The sequence below is a fragment of the Frigoribacterium sp. AC512 genome, from assembly GCF_979258295.1.
This window is the reverse complement of sequence record NZ_OZ409850.1, coordinates 1,682,509-1,701,128: the sequence shown is the minus strand read 5'-3', so window position 1 is coordinate 1,701,128 and position 18,620 is coordinate 1,682,509. Positions and strand designations below refer to the sequence as shown.

17 protein-coding genes are annotated in these 18,620 nt (G+C 73.6%); 9 read left to right on the top strand and 8 right to left on the bottom strand.

Going from position 1 to position 18,620, the window contains the following annotated elements; translation table 11 throughout:
* Positions 1–16: 16 nt before the first annotated feature.
* The gene (locus ACZZ97_RS07735; protein ID WP_463472762.1) at positions 17–685 is read right to left on the bottom strand and encodes a TetR/AcrR family transcriptional regulator; all 669 of its coding nucleotides are present in this window, start codon (positions 683–685) and stop codon (positions 17–19) included.
* Between the two features lie 120 nt (positions 686–805).
* Between ACZZ97_RS07735 and ACZZ97_RS07730 the strand changes: the two genes are divergently transcribed.
* The 5 genes from ACZZ97_RS07730 to ACZZ97_RS07710 all read left to right on the top strand — a co-directional run bounded on the left by ACZZ97_RS07730 (position 806) and on the right by ACZZ97_RS07710 (position 7,964).
* Positions 806–2,143, top strand: a complete 1,338-nt coding sequence (locus ACZZ97_RS07730; protein ID WP_463472761.1) for an ABC transporter substrate-binding protein — start codon at positions 806–808, stop codon at positions 2,141–2,143.
* Complete coding sequence (locus ACZZ97_RS07725) at positions 2,140–3,132, top strand: carbohydrate ABC transporter permease (protein ID WP_314102494.1); 993 nt, start codon at positions 2,140–2,142, stop codon at positions 3,130–3,132. The genes ACZZ97_RS07730 and ACZZ97_RS07725 overlap by 4 nt, the downstream gene beginning before the upstream one ends.
* Positions 3,129–4,124: a carbohydrate ABC transporter permease gene (locus ACZZ97_RS07720; protein WP_463472760.1), complete on the top strand. Its 996-nt coding sequence runs from the start codon at positions 3,129–3,131 to the stop codon at positions 4,122–4,124. Before ACZZ97_RS07725 ends, ACZZ97_RS07720 begins: the two co-directional genes overlap by 4 nt.
* A gap of 143 nt (positions 4,125–4,267) precedes the next feature.
* Entirely contained in the window at positions 4,268–7,387 is a 3,120-nt protein-coding gene (locus ACZZ97_RS07715) for a glycoside hydrolase family 2 TIM barrel-domain containing protein (RefSeq protein ID WP_463473777.1), read from the top strand.
* Positions 7,388–7,514: 127 nt separating this feature from the next.
* Positions 7,515–7,964: a DoxX family protein gene (locus ACZZ97_RS07710; RefSeq protein ID WP_463472759.1), complete on the top strand. Its 450-nt coding sequence runs from the start codon at positions 7,515–7,517 to the stop codon at positions 7,962–7,964.
* Positions 7,965–7,988: 24 nt separating this feature from the next.
* Here the strand turns inward: ACZZ97_RS07710 and ACZZ97_RS07705 are convergent, their stop codons facing one another.
* Together ACZZ97_RS07705 and ACZZ97_RS07700 are read right to left on the bottom strand one after the other, a co-directional pair.
* Positions 7,989–8,681, bottom strand: coding sequence for a class I SAM-dependent methyltransferase (locus ACZZ97_RS07705; protein WP_463472758.1), 693 nt, complete (start codon positions 8,679–8,681; stop codon positions 7,989–7,991).
* Positions 8,678–9,901: an NAD(P)/FAD-dependent oxidoreductase gene (locus ACZZ97_RS07700; RefSeq protein ID WP_463472757.1), complete on the bottom strand. Its 1,224-nt coding sequence runs from the start codon at positions 9,899–9,901 to the stop codon at positions 8,678–8,680. The genes ACZZ97_RS07705 and ACZZ97_RS07700 overlap by 4 nt, the downstream gene beginning before the upstream one ends.
* An 81-nt stretch (positions 9,902–9,982) precedes the next feature.
* Between ACZZ97_RS07700 and ACZZ97_RS07695 the strand changes: the two genes are divergently transcribed.
* From ACZZ97_RS07695 to ACZZ97_RS07685, 3 genes are all read left to right on the top strand, one after another.
* Positions 9,983–10,654, top strand: a complete 672-nt coding sequence (locus tag ACZZ97_RS07695; protein WP_463472756.1) for a helix-turn-helix domain-containing protein — start codon at positions 9,983–9,985, stop codon at positions 10,652–10,654.
* A 196-nt stretch (positions 10,655–10,850) separates the two neighbouring features.
* A complete protein-coding gene (locus ACZZ97_RS07690; protein WP_463472755.1) occupies positions 10,851–12,053 on the top strand; it encodes an OmpA family protein in 1,203 nt (400 codons plus the stop codon).
* Entirely contained in the window at positions 12,050–13,609 is a 1,560-nt protein-coding gene (locus ACZZ97_RS07685) for a hypothetical protein (protein WP_463472754.1), read from the top strand. Before ACZZ97_RS07690 ends, ACZZ97_RS07685 begins: the two co-directional genes overlap by 4 nt.
* A 470-nt stretch (positions 13,610–14,079) precedes the next feature.
* On the opposite strand, the gene ACZZ97_RS07680 is transcribed toward ACZZ97_RS07685, so the two are convergent.
* A complete protein-coding gene (locus tag ACZZ97_RS07680) occupies positions 14,080–14,547 on the bottom strand; it encodes a DIP1984 family protein (RefSeq protein WP_314103652.1) in 468 nt (155 codons plus the stop codon).
* Positions 14,548–14,701: 154 nt separating this feature from the next.
* Between ACZZ97_RS07680 and ACZZ97_RS07675 the strand changes: the two genes are divergently transcribed.
* The gene (locus ACZZ97_RS07675; RefSeq protein WP_314103651.1) at positions 14,702–15,196 is read left to right on the top strand and encodes a DUF427 domain-containing protein; all 495 of its coding nucleotides are present in this window, start codon (positions 14,702–14,704) and stop codon (positions 15,194–15,196) included.
* Positions 15,197–15,216: 20 nt separating this feature from the next.
* Here the strand turns inward: ACZZ97_RS07675 and ACZZ97_RS07670 are convergent, their stop codons facing one another.
* From ACZZ97_RS07670 to ACZZ97_RS07655, 4 genes are all read right to left on the bottom strand, one after another.
* Positions 15,217–15,813, bottom strand: a complete 597-nt coding sequence (locus ACZZ97_RS07670; RefSeq protein ID WP_314103649.1) for a hypothetical protein — start codon at positions 15,811–15,813, stop codon at positions 15,217–15,219.
* A 103-nt stretch (positions 15,814–15,916) separates the two neighbouring features.
* A complete protein-coding gene (locus ACZZ97_RS07665; protein ID WP_463472753.1) occupies positions 15,917–17,449 on the bottom strand; it encodes an APC family permease in 1,533 nt (510 codons plus the stop codon).
* A gap of 128 nt (positions 17,450–17,577) precedes the next feature.
* The gene (locus ACZZ97_RS07660) at positions 17,578–18,084 is read right to left on the bottom strand and encodes a hypothetical protein (RefSeq protein WP_463472752.1); all 507 of its coding nucleotides are present in this window, start codon (positions 18,082–18,084) and stop codon (positions 17,578–17,580) included.
* A gap of 37 nt (positions 18,085–18,121) precedes the next feature.
* A complete protein-coding gene (locus tag ACZZ97_RS07655; protein WP_314103644.1) occupies positions 18,122–18,601 on the bottom strand; it encodes a heme-degrading domain-containing protein in 480 nt (159 codons plus the stop codon).
* Between the last annotated feature and the right edge of the window lie 19 nt (positions 18,602–18,620).

Genomic DNA, 18,620 nt, shown 5'->3' with positions numbered 1-18,620 from the left:
GGGCCCGCCAGGCCGTTCAGGACGGAGGAGGCGCGGGCTCGGTCCCGTCGTCGGCTGCGGCCGGCAGGATCACGAGGTCGAGGTAGTCGCGCAGCAGCCGCGGCACGTCGACCTCGTCCGGGGCGAGCAGCCACTGCAGCTGCACGCCGTCCCACAGCCCGACGAGCCCGGCGGCCGCCCGGTCGGGGTCCACGCCCTCGCGCAGCCGGCCGACCTCGGCCAGCGCGCGGAAGTCCGCGGCGTAGTCCCGTCGCAGGCCGGCGAGCCGCTCCGTGACGTAGGTGCGGCCGGGGTTGCCCTCGGTCACCGCCTCGCCCGACAGGACCGCGTAGAGGCCGATCAGCCCGGGCACGCCCTCGTTGTACCGAGCCTGGCGCTCGACGTCGCCCGCGAGCTGCGCGCCGTCCCCCCGCACGAAGTCACCGCTCGACATCTGGTCGCGGCGACGGAGCACCTCGAGCAGCAGGTCGCTCTTCGACGGGAAGTAGTGCAGCAGGCTCGTCTGGCTCATGCCCACCCGGTCGGCGACGCGCTGCAGCGACCCGCCCTGGTAGCCGTGCGCCGTGAACACCTCGAACGCCGCCTCGACGATGGCGGACCGCCGCTCGGCGGACTTCGCGTACGGGCCGCGTCGGCCGCCGCGAGCGCCGCGGCCACGGGTCGTCACGGGAGCGCCTTCGGTCATGACCGGGAGCCTACGACGATCCGCGCCTCCTCGGTGTCGTTCTCGGCGTCAATTTCGAGCGACCACTCGAAAAGCCGTGTTACGGTCGGTCTCGTCCCGTCCACAACGAAGTGAGTCCTGATGAGTCCTCTCAGTCGTCGGCAGTTGCTGAGCCTCGGCCTCGGCGCGTCCGCCGCCGCCGTCCTCGCCGGCTGCGCCACGCCCGGCACGACCTCGGTCAACACCCTGCCGACCATCCCGCCGGCCGCCGGCAAAGTCCGCCTCGAGTACTGGGCCTGGCTCAAGGGCCTCGACCAGGTGACCGACCTCTACAACAAGAGCCAGGACCGCGTGCACGTCGAGACCGTGTTCATCCCCGGCGGCAACGCGGGCGGGTACCAGAAGCTGTACTCGGCGCTCGCGGCGGGGGCCGGGCCCGACATCGCCCAGGTCGAGCTGCGCTCGCTGCCCGAGTTCCTGCTCGCCAACGGCGTCGTCGACCTCAAGCGCTACGGCGCGGAGAAGTACGAGGAGCTCTACGACCCCACGCTCTGGAACCAGGTCAGCTACACGGGCGGCATCTACGCCGTGCCGCAGGACAGCGGCCCGATGGGCATGTTCTACCAGCCCGGCGTCCTCGACCAGGTCGGCGCGGCCGTGCCCGCCACCTGGGACGAGTGGGCGGCCGTCGGCGCCGAGCTCAAGGGCGCGGGCGTGCTGATGGACTCGTTCCCCCTCGCCGACGCCTCGCCGTTCGCCGCGTACGCGACGCAGGCCGGCGCCTCCTGGTTCACCGCGGAGGAGGACGGCTGGGTCATCGACATGACCGACGAGGCGACCCTCAAGGTCGCCGCCTTCTTCGACGAGGCGATCGACGACGGCATCGTCACCACCGCCTACGGCGCCTACACGCCGGCCTGGTTCTCGGCCGCGGCGGACGGGAAGATCGCCTCCGTCGCGACCGGCTCGTGGGGCGACGCCCTGATCGAGGGCGTCAGCGGCGCCGAGGGCAAGTGGAAGGTCGCGCCCCTGCCGACCTGGGACTCGGGCTACGCCTCGAGCTTCCTCGGCGGCTCGACCGCCGCGATCCTCGCGAACAGCCAGCACCCGCAGGAGGCGCTCGAGTTCGCCGTCTGGATGACGACCACGCCCGAGGGCGTCAACGCCCTGATCGAGTTCTGCGGCATCGGCTGGTCGCCGGCCGTGGACGTGGTCGGCACGCTCCGTGAGAAGCCGAGCGCCTTCTTCAGCGGCCAGAACTACAACCAGGAGGTGTTCGTGCCCGCCACGAAGGAATCCAGCCAGAACCAGGACTGGAGCTGGTGGCCCGTCACGCAGCAGTCGTTCAACATCCTCAGCGACGGCTTCCGCGGCAAGGCCTCGGGCGGCACGCTCGTCGACGCCGTCGCGCAGGCCGAGAAGGACATCATCTCGGTGATGCAGGCCAAGGGCCTCTCGATCCGCAAGGCGAGCGCATGAGCGCCGGGATGGAGACGCGTCCCGAGACCGCGGCGGCCACGCGCGCCACGGCACCCGGCCGGGGTCGCGACGGAGGCGGCGACGCCACCCGCAGGAAGAGCGCGTCGTCCGGCGCGGTCAAGCGCGCCCCCTGGGTGCTGCTCTTCCCGTTCCTCGCGCTGTTCCTGCTGACCTTCATCGTCCCGATCCTCATGGCGCTCGTGTCGAGCTTCACGAAGGTGACCCGCGGCGGTCTCTTCGGCGAGGCCGGGGTCGTCACCGAGTTCGCCGGCTTCGACAACTACGCCCAGGTGATCGGCGACCCGAACTTCGTCGCGTCCATCGGCCGGATGTTCCTGTTCGGCATCGTCCAGGTGCCGGTCATGCTGATCCTCTGCACGGTGCTCGCGCTGCTGCTCGAGTCGGCCTCGGCCAAGTGGCCGGGCGTCTTCCGTGCCGCGTACTTCCTGCCGTACGGCGTTCCCGGCGTCATCGCGACCATCCTCTGGTCGTTCCTCTACGTGCCGGGCCTCAGCCCGATCATCGACGTGGCCGAGGTCTTCGGCGTCTCGCCCGACTTCCTCGGCGCGAACACGGTGCTCTGGTCGATCGCCAACATCGTCACGTGGAGCTACACCGGCTACAACATGCTGATCATCATCGCGCAGCTGAAGTCGATCCCGGTCGAGCTGTACGAGGCCGCCAAGGTCGACGGGGCGTCGGCCCTGCGGGTCGCGACGAGCATCCAGCTGCCGCTGATCCGCCCGGCCCTGCTGCTCACCGCCGTGTTCTCGATCATCGGCACCCTGCAGCTCTTCGCCGAGGCCCAGGTGCTGCAGCGGGTCGCACCGGCCATCGACAGCCAGTACACGCCGAACCTCAGCGCCTACACGACGGCGTTCGCCTACAACGACTACAACGTCGCCGCGGCTCAGTCGGTGCTGATCGCGCTCGTCGCCTTCACGCTCTCGATCGTGTTCCTCACCATCACGAACAGGAAGTCCGCATGAGCCCCCGCACCTCGGGCGCTGCGACGAGCGCCTCGATCGCCGAGCAGCCCACCGACACCGAGTCCATCGTCACGGCCGGTCAGGGCCGGAGGCGCGGCGACGGTCGTTCCGCCGCCCGCCGCTCCCGAGAGTCCGGGCCGGACCGGTCCGCGGGCCGCAGTCGCGCCTCCACCATCATCGTCACGGCCGTGCTGGTCGTCGTCGCGCTGTACTTCCTCATCCCGGTCTACTGGGTCGTGGTCGCCGCGACGAAGACCACCGGCGACCTGTTCGGCACCTTCGGCTTCTGGTTCGCGCCGACCTTCGCGCTCTGGGACAACCTCGGCCAGGTGCTCACCTACGGCGACGGGATCTTCCTCCGCTGGCTCGGCAACTCGGTGCTCTACGCCGGGGTCGGCGCCCTGATCGCGACGTACTTCGCCGCGGCCGGCGGCTACGCCCTCGCCAAGTACGAGTTCCGTGGGCGCAACGCCGTCTTCGGCACGATCCTCGGCGGCGTGCTGGTGCCCGGCACCGCGACGGCGCTGCCGCTCTTCCTGCTGTTCAGCCAGATGGGCCTCGCGAACACCTACTGGAGCGTCCTGCTGCCGTCGCTGGTGTCGCCGTTCGGCCTGTTCCTCTGCCGCATCTACGCCCAGGCCACGGTCGACACGTCACTGATGGAGGCCGCCCGCCTCGACGGCGCGAGCGAGCTGCGCATCTTCCACACCCTGGGGCTGCGCATCCTCACGCCCGCGCTCGTCACGGTGTTCCTGTTCCAGCTCGTCGGCATCTGGAACAACTACTTCCTGCCGCTGGTGATGCTGAGCGACGTCGACAAGTTCCCCGTCACGCTCGGCCTCAACAACTGGCTCAGCCAGACCGACCGGCTGCCCGAGTTCTACCAGCTGACGACCGGCGGCGTGCTGCTGTCGATCATCCCGCTGGTCATCGCCATGGTCGTCCTCCAGCGCTTCTGGCGCGGCGGCCTCACGGAAGGATCCGTCAAGTGACGACCCCCGCCTCCTCGTCCACCGCCTCCTCTGTCACCAGCTCGGAGACCTCCGCGTCGCCGCGCTCGGCCGCACCGGCACCCGGCGACTACCTCGCCGACACCGGTCCCGGCACGGGCCGTCGCAGCCCCGCCCGGTCGTGGCTGCACACCGACGCGCCGACCCTGTCGCTCGACGGCCAGTGGGCGTTCCGCCTGCTGCCCGGCGCGCCCGCCACCCCCGGGGGCCGCGGCGTGCTGCCCGAGGGCGAGCCCGTCGACGGCGTGGGCGACCCCGACCTCGACGACTCGTCGTGGCAGTCGATCTCCGTGCCGTCGCACTGGGTGCTGACCGGCGACGGCGAGCGGGGCGCCCCGATCTACACGAACGTGCAGTTCCCGTTCCCGACCGAGCCGCCCTTCGTGCCCGACGCGAACCCGACCGGCGACCACCGCCGCCGCTTCGACCTGCCGGCCTCGTTCGACGGAGCCGAGCGTGTGCTGCTCCGCTTCGACGGCGTCGAGTCGCGCTACGCGGTCTGGGTCAACGGCGTGCACGTCGGAGTCGGCGTCGGCAGCCGCCTCGCGCAGGAGCTCGACGTCACCGACGCCGTGCGCCCCGGCGAGAACGTCATCGCGGTGCGCGTGCACCAGTGGTCCGCCTCGAGCTACGTCGAGGACCAGGACCAGTGGTGGCTGCCCGGCATCTTCCGCAGCGTCACGCTGCAGGCCCGCCCGGTCGGCGGCCTCGACGACGTCTGGCTGCGCACCTCCTGGCACGGCACGGCGGGCGAGACCGCAGGAGGCGCGACGGTCGTCCCCGAGGTCACGGCCGGCCCCGACGCGTTCCCCGTCACCCTCGCGGTGCCCGAGCTCGGCGTCGACGTGACCTGGGCCACGGCTGCCGACGTCGCGCCCGTCGAGCTGGCGGGGGGCGTCGAGCCCTGGTCGGCCGAGACGCCTCGGCTCTACGACGCCACCGTGTCGAGCGCGCTCGGCGCCGAGGTCGTCAGCCTCCGGCTCGGCTTCCGCACCGTGCGGATCGACGGCGACCGGTTCACCGTCAACGGCCGCCGCGTCGTGTTCCACGGCGTCAACCGGCACGAGACCCACCCCGATCGCGGCCGCGTCTTCGACGAGGAGTGGGCGAGACGCGACCTGCTGCAGATGAAGCGGTTCAACGTGAACGCGATCCGCACGTCGCACTACCCGCCGCACCCGCGCCTCCTCGACCTGGCGGACGAGCTCGGCTTCTGGGTCGTGCTCGAGTGCGATCTCGAGACGCACGGCTTCGAGCGCGACGCCTGGACCGAGAACCCCAGCGACGACGCCGCCTGGCACGACGCCTACGTCGACCGCATGGTCCGCACCGTCGAGCGCGACAAGAACCACCCGTCGATCGTGATGTGGTCGCTCGGCAACGAGGCCGGCACGGGCCGAAACCTCGCGGCGATGGCCGCGTGGACGCACGCCCGCGACACCGGTCGCCCCGTGCACTACGAGGGCGACTACACCGGCGCCTACACGGACGTGTACTCGCGGATGTACTCGTTCGTCGACGAGACGCGCGCGATCGGCAGCGGCGACGAGTCGGTGCGTCTGCTCGGCTGCACGCCCGCCGAGGCGGCGCGCCAGCGCTCGAAGCCCTTCCTGCTCTGCGAGTACGTGCACGCCATGGGCAACGGCCCGGGCGCGATCGACGAGTACGAGGCGCTGGTCGACGAGTTCCCGCGGCTGCACGGCGGCTTCGTCTGGGAGTGGCGCGACCACGGCCTGCGCCACCGCACCGCCGACGGCACCGAGTTCTTCGCCTACGGCGGCGACTTCGGCGAGGTCGTGCACGACTCGAACTTCGTGATGGACGGGATGGTCCTCAGCGACGACACCCCGTCGCCCGGCCTGTACGAGTGGGCGCAGGTCGTTTCCCCGATCCGCGTGACGCTGGCCGCGGGGGAGGTCGCCGGCCTGGTCGACGCCGAGGACTCCGACGACGGAGGCGACGGCGACGACGGCGCGGTCGCGCTCGTCACGGTGGCCAACCTGCGGCACTCGGCCGACGCCTCCGACGTGGTGATCCGGCTCACGGTCGAGCACGACGGCGAGGAGGCGATGGTCGCCGACCTCCCCGTCGCCGGCGTCGGCGACGACGCCCTCGCCGCGGGGGAGTCGGTCGTCCTGGCCGTCCCCGGCCTGCCGGTCGCGACCTCGGGCGAGACCTGGGCGACGGTGCGGGTCGTGACCGCGGCCGACGCCGAGTGGGCGCCCGCGGGACACGTGATCGCGATGGCCCAGCTCGACCTCACGCCTGCCGTGGCGGTCCGGCGTGCGCCGTCGACGCTGCGACCGGGCGTGCCCGGTGCGGCCGGCGACAGGCTCGCGGGCGCCTCCTCGGGTCGGCTCGACCTGGGGCCGGCGTCGTTCGTGGACGGCCGTCTCGTGTCGTTGGCCGGTCGTCCCGTCGACGGGCCGCGACTCGAGCTCTGGCGTGCGCCGACCGACAACGACCAGGGGCGCGGCTGGGTGCCGCGCGACCGCGACGTCGACGTGATGCGCGACCGGCACCGCGCCGACCAGTACCTGCTGGCAGAGCTGCCGAGCGCCGAGACGACCTGGCTGCGGCTCGGGCTCGACCGGATGACGCCCCGCGTCGAGCAGGTCACGGCGACGGACTCGCAGGTGCACGTCCGCACCCGCTGGGCCGCCGCCGACGCCCGCCAGGCCGTGACCGTCGACGAGCGCTGGTCGCTCGAGGACGGCGAGCTCTGGCTGGCCCTCGACCTCGTGCCGACGGCCGGCTGGGACACCTCCTGGCCGCGGGTCGGCGTGCGCCTCGACCTGCCGACCGACGTCGCCACCGCGTCGTGGTTCGGCACCGGGCCGCACGAGTCGTACCCGGACAGCCGCCACGCCGCGATCGTCGGCCGCTACACGGCGGCCGTCGACGACCTCGTCGTCGACTACGCGCGCCCGCAGGAGAGCGGCCACCGCAGCGACCTGCGGAGACTCGACCTGACCGGCGCCGACGGCCGCGACTGGCTGCGGGTCGACGCCGTCGGCGACGAGCTCGGCCGGCTGCCCGGCTTCACGCTGCGCCGCCACACCGCGCAGCAGGTCGACGCCGCCCGCCACCCGCACGAGCTGCCCGAGCCCGACCACACCTACCTGTGGCTCGACGCGGCGCAGAACGGGCTCGGCTCGCGGGCCTGCGGGCCCGACGTGTCGGCTCCGCACGTGCTGCGGCCGTCGGCGCGGTCGATGCGGCTGCGGCTCACCGCGCTCGGCTAGGGGCGGGCCCGGGCCCCGGGCCCCCGGCCCCCGACCTCGCCGCCGAGTGGTCGGTTCTGGTCATCCGTGCAGCACGGAACGACCGGAACCGACCACTCGGCGTCCGCGGCAGGAGGAGGATGGTCCGATGTCGAAGCGCACCCGAGTCCGTCCCACGTCCGTCCCGCGGACCGTCGCCCGCCTCCTGCTGGGAGCCGTCCTCGTCTTCGCCGGCGCCAGCCACCTCAGCTTCGCGCGGGACGACTTCCAGGCGCAGGTGCCCGAGTGGCTGCCGATCGACGACGACGCGGTCGTGCTCGCGTCGGGCGTGGTCGAGATCGCGCTCGGCAGCTCGCTCGTCGCGCTCGGCCGGTGGCGCGTGGCCGTCGGCCTCGTGGTGGCGGCGTTCTTCGTCGCGATCTTCCCGGGCAACATCTCGCAGCTCGTGACCCGGACGAGCGCCTTCGGCCTCGACACCGACGCCAAGCGCTGGCTGCGCCTCCCGTTCCAGCCGCTGCTCGTGTTCGTCGCGCTCTGGTCGACGGGCGCCTGGCGTGACCGCCGCGTCGTGCTCGACCGCCTGCGCCGCCGCCGCTGACCCCGGACGCCACGCGGACGCGGACTAGGAGGTGCGGGTCGCCTTGACGACCACGTCGCGCACCGTGGTGGTCCCGCCGTCCGTCGCGGGGACCTGCCGCGCACGCGACTCCGCCACCTCGACGGTCCAGCCGTCGTCGGGGACGGCCGCGAGCACGTCGTCGATCGTGAACATCAGCTCCTCCTTGCCGTGCCGCCCGGCCCCCGCAGCGAGGTCGGACAGGTCGTGGCCGACGACGAGCAGGGTCCCGCCGGGCGCCACCGCCGCCGCGAGCGACCGGAACAGCGCCGCGCGCACCGGGTCGGCGAGGTGCATGAACTGCGACGACACGAGGTCGACCGACCCCGGTGCGGGAGCCCAGTCGGCGAGGTCGTGCTGCTCCCAGGTGATCCGGGCCGCCGCCTCCTCGTCGACCTCGGCCGCACGGGCCGCCGCCTTGTCGAGCGCGGCCTGTGCGATGTCGACCGCGGTCACCTGCCAGCCGCGGCCGGCGAGCCAGATCGCGTCGCCGCCCTCGCCGCTGCCCACGTCGAGCACGCGACCCGGCTCGAGCCCGCTCGCCTCGTCGACGAGGACGGGGTTCGGGCGCCCGCTCCACTGCAGGCCGGGGGCCGAGTAGCGGTCCTCCCAGTAGTCGCGGCCCCACTCCTCCGAGGCGTGCTGCCCGTCGCCGTGCACGTGCTGCCCGTGTGCGTGCTGCCCGGTCGAGTCCGTCATCGTCGTGCTCCCTCTAGTGCGTGCTCGACTCCGTGCCGGCGGTCGCCGAGCACCCTGGTCGTGTTCTCCGCCTCGGCGCGGACCCCGAACGGACGGCGCCGCTCGGCCACGGCGAGATCGGTGTCCTCGGTGATGAGGCTCATGTTGACGGCGGCGGCGACCCCCACGCCGGAGGCGGCGGCCGTGACCACCTGCATCCGCGCGTCGGCGACGTTGCCAGCCAGGTGCAGCCCGGGCACGGTCGTCGCGCCGGTCAGCGGGTCGGACGCGATCACGGTCCCCAGCCCCATCGGGTGCGGCTCGTGCACGAGGCCGAGCGGCTCGAGCAGGTCGGCGTTCGGGCGCACCGCGGCGGCGACGGCGAGTGCGTCGACCGGCACGACCGGCGCCCCGTCGACGACGACGCCGGTCAGTGCATCGCCCTCGACCCGCAGCGACCGGACGCGACCCGTCACGACCTGCACGCCGCGGGCCGCCAGCCGCTCCCACTCGTCGTCGGACGGCTCGGGCGCCTCGTGCACGAAGAGCGTCACGCGGTCGCTCCACTGCCGGAACATCATCGCCTGGTGCACGGCGAACGGGGTCGTGCCGAGCACGCCGATCACCTGGTCGCGGATCTCCCAGCCGTGGCAGTACGGGCAGTGCACGACGTCGCGGCCCCAGCGCCCGGCGAGCCCGTCGACGTCGGGCAGCTCGTCCGTGAGGCCGGTCGTCACGACGACGCGTCGGGCCCGGACGACGCGCTCGTCGCCGCCCGGCGTCGTGAGCGAGACGGTGAACGAGGAGGCGCCTCCTGCGCTCGCCCTCGTGGCCGACGCACCGGCACGGGCCGAGGCGTCGGCGGGGTCGCCGTCGGTCCGCTCCAGTCGCGTCACGGTCCCGTCGACGACCTCGCCGCCGACCTGCTCGACCTCGGCACGGCCGAGCCGGGTGAGCTCGCGCGGGGCGACGCCGTCGCGGGTGAGGAAGCCGTGCACGCCGGCGGCGGGGGCGTTGCGCGGCTCGCCGGCGTCGACGACGAGCACGCGGCGCCGGGCGCGGGCGAGCGTGAGGCCGGCGCTGAGGCCGGCGGCGCCGCCTCCGACGACGACCACGTCGTAGGTGTCTGTCGTCGTGGTCGTGGTCGTGGTCGTGGCCGTGCTCGTGGTCGACGTTGCGGTCGTCGTCGCGAGAGCGGCTGCGGCGGGGGAATCGAGGGGGGACTGCGGGGCTTTCGTCATGGTGGGTGACCTCCTGGCACCATGCTCGACCGGCACCTCCTCGACCTGCAAGCTCTGTTGCCGATGTGGCAAGATCACGACATGGCTCACGATCGTCCCCGGCCCTCCGGCACGTCCCCGTCGTCCCTGTCCCGCTCCGGAGCCGGGACGGACGCCGACGCCGACGCCTCGACCGACGACGTGCTCGCGGCCGTCGGCCCCCGGCTGCGCGCGCTGCGGGCGACGAGCGGCCGCACCCTCGCCCAGCTGGCCGAGACGACCGGCATCTCGGTGAGCACCCTGTCGCGGCTCGAGTCCGGTCAGCGGCGTCCTGCGCTCGAGCTGTTGTTGCCGCTCGCCCGCGCCCACGGCGTTCCGCTCGACGAGCTCGTCGGGGCGCCCGAGACCGGCGATCCGCGGATCCACCTGCGGCCCGTCACGATGCACGGCCAGACGATCGTCCCGCTGTCGCGCGGCGGGGGAGGGCTGCAGGCCTTCAAGCACCTCATCGAGGCCGACGTGCCCCCGGGCGAGCCGGACCCCCGGGTGCACGAGGGCTACGAGTGGCTCTACGTGCTGCGCGGCCGGCTGCGGCTCGTGCTCGGCGAGCACGACCTCGTGCTGCCCGCGGGGGAGGCCGCGGAGTTCGACACGCGCACGCCGCACTGGTTCGGCCGGGTCGGGCCCGGAGCCGTCGAGTTCCTCAGCCTCTTCGGGCGCCAGGGCGAGCGCATGCACGTGCGGGCCGCCCCGCCCGGCCGCCTCGGCGCCTGACCCGTCCGCCTCGGCGCCTGACCCGTCCGCCGAGGAGGCGCCGGTCGCGACCTGAGGAGGAGCGCGGTTCATCCCGGAGGAGGGTCCCGGTCATCCCTGGGCAGGCTGCGGTGGGGAGTGGCCCGTTCCTACGCTCGAGGTCCGGACGTTCGTCGTCCCCGAGCGGGCCTGCCCCGCGCGATCCAGAGGACCCTCCATGACCCCACGACCCTCCGCGTCCCCGCGACCCGCGAGCCGCCCCCGCCGCGCCGCCGCGCGCGCCGTCGCGGCCGCGGCCGCAGCCGCCGTCGCCCTCACGGCCCTGGCCGGCTGCTCCCTCGAGTCGCCGGAGCCGCTCGTGCTCGGCTTCACCGCCACCTCCGCCGAGCCGCTGCCCTCGCTCGGCGCGGGAGCTGCCGACGCCGTCTCCGCCCACGCCCTCGCGGCGCACCAGCCTGCCGAGGGCAGCGTCGACGTCGTCGTCCAGGGCACGTCGTCCGCGTCGGCCCACGACCTCACGCCGATGCTCACGGCCGACCGTGTGCAGCAGGTCCCCGACAAGAGGGAGGCGGCCGTCGCCGATGCCCTGGTCGAGCTCGGCACCGACGTGGCCGGCCTCACCGCCGGCGACGAGGGCCTCGACCTGCTCTCGGTGCTCGCCTCCGCCGCGGCCCTGCACGACGGCGGCTCGATCGTCGTCGTGTCGAGCGGCGTGCAGACCGCCGACCCCCTCGACCTGCGGCAGCTCGGCTGGTCGTTCGATCCGGCCGCGGTCGCCTCGACGCTGGCCGACCAGGGTGCCCTGCCCGACCTCGGCGGACACGCCGTCACCTTCGTCGGGCTCGGCCGCACCGCGGGCTCGCAGCCCTCGCCGTCGATCTCGTCCACGAGTCGGCTGTCCGAGCTCTGGCTCGCCGTCTGCGACGCGGCCGGGGCGACGAGCTGCACCGACGGGGGAGCGGGCGCGTCCCAGGAGGCGCCCGTCGCCTCCTCGGCGGTGCCCGTCGTGCCCGTGACGAGCGACGCGACGCCGTGCACGGCTCCGCTCGTACTCTCGGCCGCCGTCCTCTTCGGCGGCGACTCGGCGGCCCTCGGCTCGACCGCCGACACGGCCCTGCAGGGCGTCGCCGACGAGCTCGGACGCTGCCCGTCAGGGATCGCCGCCGACGTCGTCGGCCACGCCGCCGACACCCGCGCCGGGGTCGTCGACGGCGAGCAGCTCAGCCTCGACCGGGCGCAGGCCGTCCACGACGCCCTCGTGCGCCTCGGCGCTCCCACCGGCACGCTCGGCGACGTCGTCGGCCGCGGCGACGCCGACCCCGTGGTCGACGACCTCCCCGGAGGCGTCTTCGACGACCAGCTCGCGGCGCAGAACCGTCGCGTCGAGATCACCTTCCGCAGTGAGGACACCGCGTCATGACCGACATCCGCCCCGAGTCCCGTCCCGACGACCGAGCGACCGATCGGCTCGACAGCTGGCCGGACGCGCAGGTGACCGAGCGCCTCGGCAGCTGGCCGGACGCGCAGGTGACCGAGCGCCTCGACGGCCGGCCGGACGCGCACGTCACCGAACGACTCGACGGCTGGCCCGACGGGCAGGTCACCGAGTCCCTGCCCCACGGGACGGGATCCCGGCCGACGGACCGGCTGGACGCCTGGCGGGAGGCCCGCGTGCGGGACCGCCTCACCGGTCGGCCCGACCACGACCCGACCTCGCCCGCGGCGACGGCGCCTGCCCCGCTCCCGGCGCCCCGCCCGGCCGGCACGCTCCCGCGGGCCCGCGCCGTCGAGGCGATCCCCGCCGGCGACCTCGTCCTCTCGCTCGTCGGCGTCGGTCCGATCCCGGCACGGCACGCGGCGACGGCCCCGCGCCTGCACGACGAGCGCCTGCGCGCCGACCTGCCCGAGGGCGTGGACGACCACACCCCGCTGGAGGCGGCGCTCCGGCTCCGCACTGAGGTCGCGGCCGAGAGGTGGCTGGCTCGTCGCACGCGGCAGGTGCTCGACCCGGCGGCGCGCCGCCTCACCGCGCTCAGCTCCCGGCACCGCGAGGTGCTCCGACGCCTCGACCGCTCGGGCGACGAGCCCCTCCTCGACACGACGGGCCGTACGGTGACCCGGGACGAGGCCCGCGCGACCGCCGACCGGCTGTCCGTGGCGATCGAGGCGTCGCTCGACTCGGGCTCGGAGAGGCACCGCACCGAGTCGCGGGCCCGCAAGCGCCTCCTGCTGTTCTTCGTGCTCGCCGACTTCGCGTTGTTCGCCTACTTCATGTCCCGCGTGCTCAACGTCGACGTGTTCATGCCGGCGACCGACCCGATCGCCTTCACGACGTCGATCGTGTTCGCGCTGCTCTTCACCCTCGGCGTCGCCTACGCGCTGCACCACTTCGGGCACGCTCACCGGGTGCACAAGGACGACTCCGGCGAGGTCGTCGTGCCCGACGGCGCGGTGCAGCTCCGGCTGCAGCTCGTCTACGTGCACGTCCTGACGGTGCTGCCCGGCGTGCTGATCGGCGTGCGGATCGTCGACGACGCCCTGGTCTCCGGAGCGCCCCTGCCCCTGGCGCTGCTGCTGGGCGTCGCGATCGGAGTGGTCATGGCCGGCATCGGGCACCTGATCTACCGCACCGAGCTGCGCGACGGCACGAGCGCGACCGACCGCCTCCTGCACCTCGGGCGGCACCTGCGCCGGGCCCACCGGCGCGACCGGAAGCTGCACCTCGAGCTCGACCGGCTCGAGCGACGCGTCGCGGTCCTCTCGGCCCGTGCGGAGCGCGCCGCCGCCCGGATCGAGCAGGCCGCAGACCGCCGGGCGAACCGCGGCCCGAGCACTCGCACCCTGCGGTACACGCGATCGCTCGCCGGCACGGTGCACGTCGGGGCGGCCCTGCCGGTCGTCCGGCCGGCCCGCGGCGGCCTCGACGAGGCCCTCGGCCAGATCCGGGCGCCGCGCGTCACCGACCTCGCCGACTGACCCGCGCCCACGCCCGCCCGCACTGCGCCCACCCGCCCGCCCGGCTCCGCTCCGCCCCGACCTGCGCCCGCCCGGCTCCGCCCCGCCCCGCCCGGCCCAGCCGGACCAAGCAGGCTCGGCGGCGTCGGGGGACGCGGCAGGGGAGGGCCCACGCCTGCGACGTCCCTTCTCGCCGACCGAAGCAGCCAGCCCACGCACCGCACCGAACCTGGAGTCCGCAGCCGCGCCTCTGCCCGGCCGCGTCTCGCGCAGCCGCGCGGAGAGGTCCCCGATCCCGCCCTCGACGTCGCCCGGCCAGCACACGGTGATGAGACGTCGTCGGTGAGACGTCACCTGTGCGGCGTGCAGGGCTGCATCATGCGGGGATGGCGCTGCCCTCGCGCCGACAGGGGCCGGGATGACCGCCGGCCACGGCTCGTGCTCGCTCCGGGAGGCGTCTACCGACTCTCCGCGCGCGGTGGTGCCTCGTCTCAGGTCGTGAGGTCCGCCTCCCAGTTGGTGCGCTGGATCTCGACGTCGAGCTCGCGCAGCTCGCGTGCCGTGTCGTCGGCACGTCGGCGCAGCTCGGCGACCGGCAGCGCCGCGAACTGGCGGAGCTCGCTGCGCAGCTGCCGGAACCCGCCGCCGCCTCCGCCCTGGGCCGCGTCGGCCGCGCTCGACAGCAGGCTGTGCCGCGCGCGGAGCGTCTCGCGGCGGGCCAGCGCGGCGGTCATGGTGCGACCGTCGGCGAGCAGCACGGAGGCGTTGGTCAGGTTGACCGCGACCACCAGCTCCTCGAGACGGTCGAGCGACCGCGACACCTCGTCGACGAGGGCCGCCGCGTCCTCGGCGGGCTCCTCGCCCTCCTGGTAACGGGCGTTCTGGCGGATCCGCTCCTGCGCCTGCGCGATTCGTCGCTGCAGGTCGGCTCGGGTCATGAGTGCCTCGGCGAGCTTCATGCCGCCATCCTGCCAGGCACCGCCGTCACCATGCCGCCTCCGCGCCTCCGCGCCTCTGCGCCTCCTCGCGCGCCTCGACCGATCGCCGAGACGAGCGGCGCGCAGGAGGCGGCGGCACGGCCGGTCGCCCAGCCTCCGGGAGCAGGATGGCGCGATGAGAGCGAAGCGCATCGAGCCCGGGCCCGGCCAGGAATCCGTCTGGGACTACCCGCGGCCGCCCCGCGTCGAGGCGCGCCCCGAGCGCGTCGTCGTCCGGCTCGGCGGCGAGGTCGTCGCCGACACCACGAACGCCTACCGCGTGCTCGAGACGAGCCACCCCCCGGTCTGGTACCTGCCCCGCGAGGCGTTCGTCGAAGGTTCCCTGTCGGCGGGCCAGGGCCGCAGCATGTGCGAGTTCAAGGGGACGGCCCGCTACCTGGACGTCCGGGGCGGCGGGACCACCGCCTCCTCGGCGGGCTGGACCTACCCGAGCCCCTGGCCCGGCTACGAGATGCTCGCCGACCACGTCGCCCTCTACCCGAGCCGGTTCGACTCGTGCGAGGTCGACGGCGAGGTCGTCGAGGCCCAGGACGGCGACTTCTACGGCGGCTGGATCACCTCGCGCGTCGTCGGGCCGTTCAAGGGAGCCCCCGGCACCCTCGGCTGGTGACGTCCGGGTGCGGCTCCGAGCTAGGGCGCCGGACTCGCCGTCAGGGCCGCGACGACCGTCTCGGCGTCGTCGAACCACTTCGTGTAGTGGTCGGGGTCGGCGTTGACCTGCACCGCGTGGGCGGCCTGGGTCGGCGTCAGCTCCTTCCAGCCGGGCATCCGCACCAGCTTGGTGAAGAAGCTCGTCGCGGCCGTGTACGGGTCCATGCGCTGCTCGTAGGTGCCCCACTGGCCGTTGTCCCGCTGCTGGAACAGCCCCCGGCTGTCGGGGCCCACCTCGTCGCCGTGGTCGATGTTGCGGAGGCTCGACTCGCCCATCGCGGTCATCACCCCGATCGCCTGGGTGTGGGTGCCGATTCCCTGGGCCTTCGCCGCCTCCATGATCCAGGCGGCGTTGATCAGCCTGTCCTGGCAGTAGCCCGCGATCGGCCCGGCGGGCACGCTGATCGTGCCGACCACGACGGGCTCGACGTCGGGGCAGGTCACGCCCACGGCGACCGGCTCGGACGGCTCGTCCGGCGTGCCGGCCAGCGACGCCACGACCATCACGAGCGCCACGACGAGTGCGACGACCCCGCCGCAGAACACGACGGAGGCGGCGATCACGAGACGGCGCACGGCAGGCTCCCGGGGCGGTGACGAGGGCGGACGGGGACGGACCCGACCGAATATAGGGCCCTGTCCTGGACGATCCCGACAGGCGCCCTGCACGTCACCTCGGTCAGCGGGCGGGCGGCACCGCCTCGGGGTCGCCCGCGTCGCCGGTCGACCCGACCCGCGCCTCCTCGGCTCGGACGCTGCCGCCGGCTCCGCGATCGACGCCTCCTCCGCCGCCGCGCCCACGCCGCGAGATCATGGTGACGCCCCAGAGGACGACCCCGATCGCCAGCAGGATGCCCGCGATCTGGTACTGCTCTCCGCCCCGGCCGGACGAGAACGGCAGCACGAGCCAGAGGCAGGCGACGACGCCGACGACCGGCAGCACGCGCCCGGCCCGGAAGTGGTGCCTGCCGACGTCGTCGCGGCGCAGCACGAGCACGGTGACGTTGACGATCGCGAACACGACGAGCAACAGCAGCGACGTCGTGCCGCCGAGCACGGCGACGACCGGCGACTCCGGGCTGAGCGACACGTAGCCGATCAGCGCCAGCGAGAGAGCGGTGGTGAAGACGATCGACGCCCACGGCGTCTGGCGGGTGCGGTGCACCCTCGACAGGAACCCGGGCAGCACGCCCTGCTTGCTCATGCCGTAGAGCAGGCGGCTCGCCATCATCATGTTGATCAGCGCGCTGTTGGCGACGGCGAACATCGAGATGAACGGCAGCAGCTGTCCGATCGGGAACCCGGGGGCCGCCGTGTTCACGACCGTGACGAGCGGCGTCTCGTTGTCGGCCAGCTCGCCGATCGGCACGACGGCGACTGCGCAGATCGAGACCAGCACGTAGACGACGGCGGTGATGCCGAGGCCCGTGAGCATGGTGCGGGGGAAGATCCGGCTCGGGTCCTTGGTCTCTTCTGCCATGTTGACGCTGTCCTCGAAGCCGACCATCGCGAAGAAGGCCAACGACGTCGCCGTGCTCACGCTGAGCAGCAGCGACTTGTCACCAGGCGTCTCGAAGATCGTGACCCGCGACAGGTCGGCGTCGCCGCCCGCGATGGCCCAGAAGCCGATCATGATGACCATCACGAGGCCGGACAGCTCGACCAGCGTCAGCACGACGTTCGCCTTGACGCTCTCGCTGACGCCGCGGAAGTTCACCAGCATCACCAGCAGCATGAAGCCCATCGCGATACCCATCACGGCGATGTTCGGCAGCTCGAGACCGACGCCGACCGCGAGGTTCGCCGCGAAGGCCCGGGAGGCGGTGGAGGCGCTGGTGATCCCTGAGCACATCACCACGAAACAGACGAGGAACGTCACGAAGTGCACACCGAACGCCTTGTGCACGTAGAGGGCGGCGCCGGCGGTCTGCGGGTACTTGGTGACGAGCTCGAGGTACGAGAACGCCGTCACGAGCGCGACGCCGAACGCGATGAGGAACGGCAGCCAGGCGGCCCCGCCGACCTCGGCGGCGACCTGGCCGGTCAGGGCGTAGACGCCCGTGCCGAGGATGTCGCCGACGATGAAGAGCAGCAGCAGCTTCGGCCCGATGACCCGCTTCAGCTCGGTCTTCTCCTGCCCGTCTGGGCCGGTGCCCGGGGCGGCCCCGGAGGCGGCGGTCGGCTGGTCGGGAGGGGTGGTGGTCGTCGACACGAGGGCCTCCTGGGCGCATCGGTGCTGCACGGGTCCGGTTGACGGCCCATCCTGCTCCGCCCCGCGGCTCGGGTCACGTGCAGTCATCGAAGTTGCAGCGTGTGCAACGAACGTGCCGAGGAGGCGGCCTAGACGAACTCGGACCGGTCGGCCAGGTAGGCCCGCAGCTCGCGCACCTCGTCGGGGCCGCGGCCCCAGCGCACCTGCACGACCCCGTCGCGCAGCACGAGCGGGTCGGACGCACCGCTCCGCAGCGAGTCGGCGTCGAGGGGCAGGGGGACGTGCTCGAAGTTGACGACCTCGCCCTCGGTGAACTTCTTCGAGGCGGCCCGGCGGGCGTCGCGGCGCTCCTCGACCGAGGCCGAGAGGCCCTGCTCCTTCTTGGGCTCGGTCGCGCGGGTGATCCGGCCGGTGGCCCAGACCTCGCCGCCGCGTCCGAGCAGCAGGACCCCGAGCCGCCAGGCCCGCCCGGCGGGCTGCATCGACGCCGAGGTGTGCACGAGCAGCAGCTTCCGCGAGGCCTTCACGGTGGCCAGCGCCTCGTCGCGGGCGTGCCGGGCGTCGAGCTCGGCGGCGGTCTCGCGGAGGAGGCGCGCGAGGGAGTCGGCAGCCGTGACGGCCTCGTCGTCGGTCACCGCGCCTCCTCGGGGGTGTGTCGGGTCGTGGGGAGGGTCAGCTGTCGTAGCCGTGGTCGAGGAAGTCCTCGACGAGCTCGACGACGAGCGCGTGGTCGTCGGCCTGGGGCAGGCCCGAGACGCCGACGGAGCCGACCATCCCGACCCCGCGGACGATCACGGGGAACACCCCGCCGTGCGCCGCGTAGAGCGCCGTGTCGAGCCTCGACTTCTCGTCGAACGTCGAGCCGTCGACGCGGAACTGCTCGCCGACGCGCCACGAGCTCTTGCCGTAGCGCTCGACGACGCGGGCCTTGCGGTCGAGCCACTCGTCGTTGTCGAGGGAGGTGCCGGGCAGCGCCGCGTGGAACACCCGCTGACGGCCCTTGAGCACGGCGATCGTGACGGGCAGGCTGCGCCGACGAGCTCCGGCGAGCACGTGGGCGCCGAGGTCGAGGGCCGTGTCCGTGGTGAACCTGCGGAAGGTGAGGCGCTCCTCCTGCTCGGCGAGGGTGCGCAGCAGCGTGTCGTCGGTCATGGTGCCTCCGGGATGTCAG

Coding starts and splice junctions, on each gene's coding strand:
- ACZZ97_RS07735 (WP_463472762.1), bottom strand. CDS start 685: ATGACCGAAGGCGCTCCCGTGACGACCCGTGGCCGCGGCGCTCGCGGC.
- ACZZ97_RS07730 (WP_463472761.1), top strand. CDS start 806: ATGAGTCCTCTCAGTCGTCGGCAGTTGCTGAGCCTCGGCCTCGGCGCG.
- ACZZ97_RS07725 (WP_314102494.1), top strand. CDS start 2,140: ATGAGCGCCGGGATGGAGACGCGTCCCGAGACCGCGGCGGCCACGCGC.
- ACZZ97_RS07720 (WP_463472760.1), top strand. CDS start 3,129: ATGAGCCCCCGCACCTCGGGCGCTGCGACGAGCGCCTCGATCGCCGAG.
- ACZZ97_RS07710 (WP_463472759.1), top strand. CDS start 7,515: ATGTCGAAGCGCACCCGAGTCCGTCCCACGTCCGTCCCGCGGACCGTC.
- ACZZ97_RS07705 (WP_463472758.1), bottom strand. CDS start 8,681: ATGACGGACTCGACCGGGCAGCACGCACACGGGCAGCACGTGCACGGC.
- ACZZ97_RS07700 (WP_463472757.1), bottom strand. CDS start 9,901: ATGACGAAAGCCCCGCAGTCCCCCCTCGATTCCCCCGCCGCAGCCGCT.
- ACZZ97_RS07695 (WP_463472756.1), top strand. CDS start 9,983: ATGGCTCACGATCGTCCCCGGCCCTCCGGCACGTCCCCGTCGTCCCTG.
- ACZZ97_RS07690 (WP_463472755.1), top strand. CDS start 10,851: ATGACCCCACGACCCTCCGCGTCCCCGCGACCCGCGAGCCGCCCCCGC.
- ACZZ97_RS07685 (WP_463472754.1), top strand. CDS start 12,050: ATGACCGACATCCGCCCCGAGTCCCGTCCCGACGACCGAGCGACCGAT.
- ACZZ97_RS07680 (WP_314103652.1), bottom strand. CDS start 14,547: ATGAAGCTCGCCGAGGCACTCATGACCCGAGCCGACCTGCAGCGACGA.
- ACZZ97_RS07675 (WP_314103651.1), top strand. CDS start 14,702: ATGAGAGCGAAGCGCATCGAGCCCGGGCCCGGCCAGGAATCCGTCTGG.
- ACZZ97_RS07655 (WP_314103644.1), bottom strand. CDS start 18,601: ATGACCGACGACACGCTGCTGCGCACCCTCGCCGAGCAGGAGGAGCGC.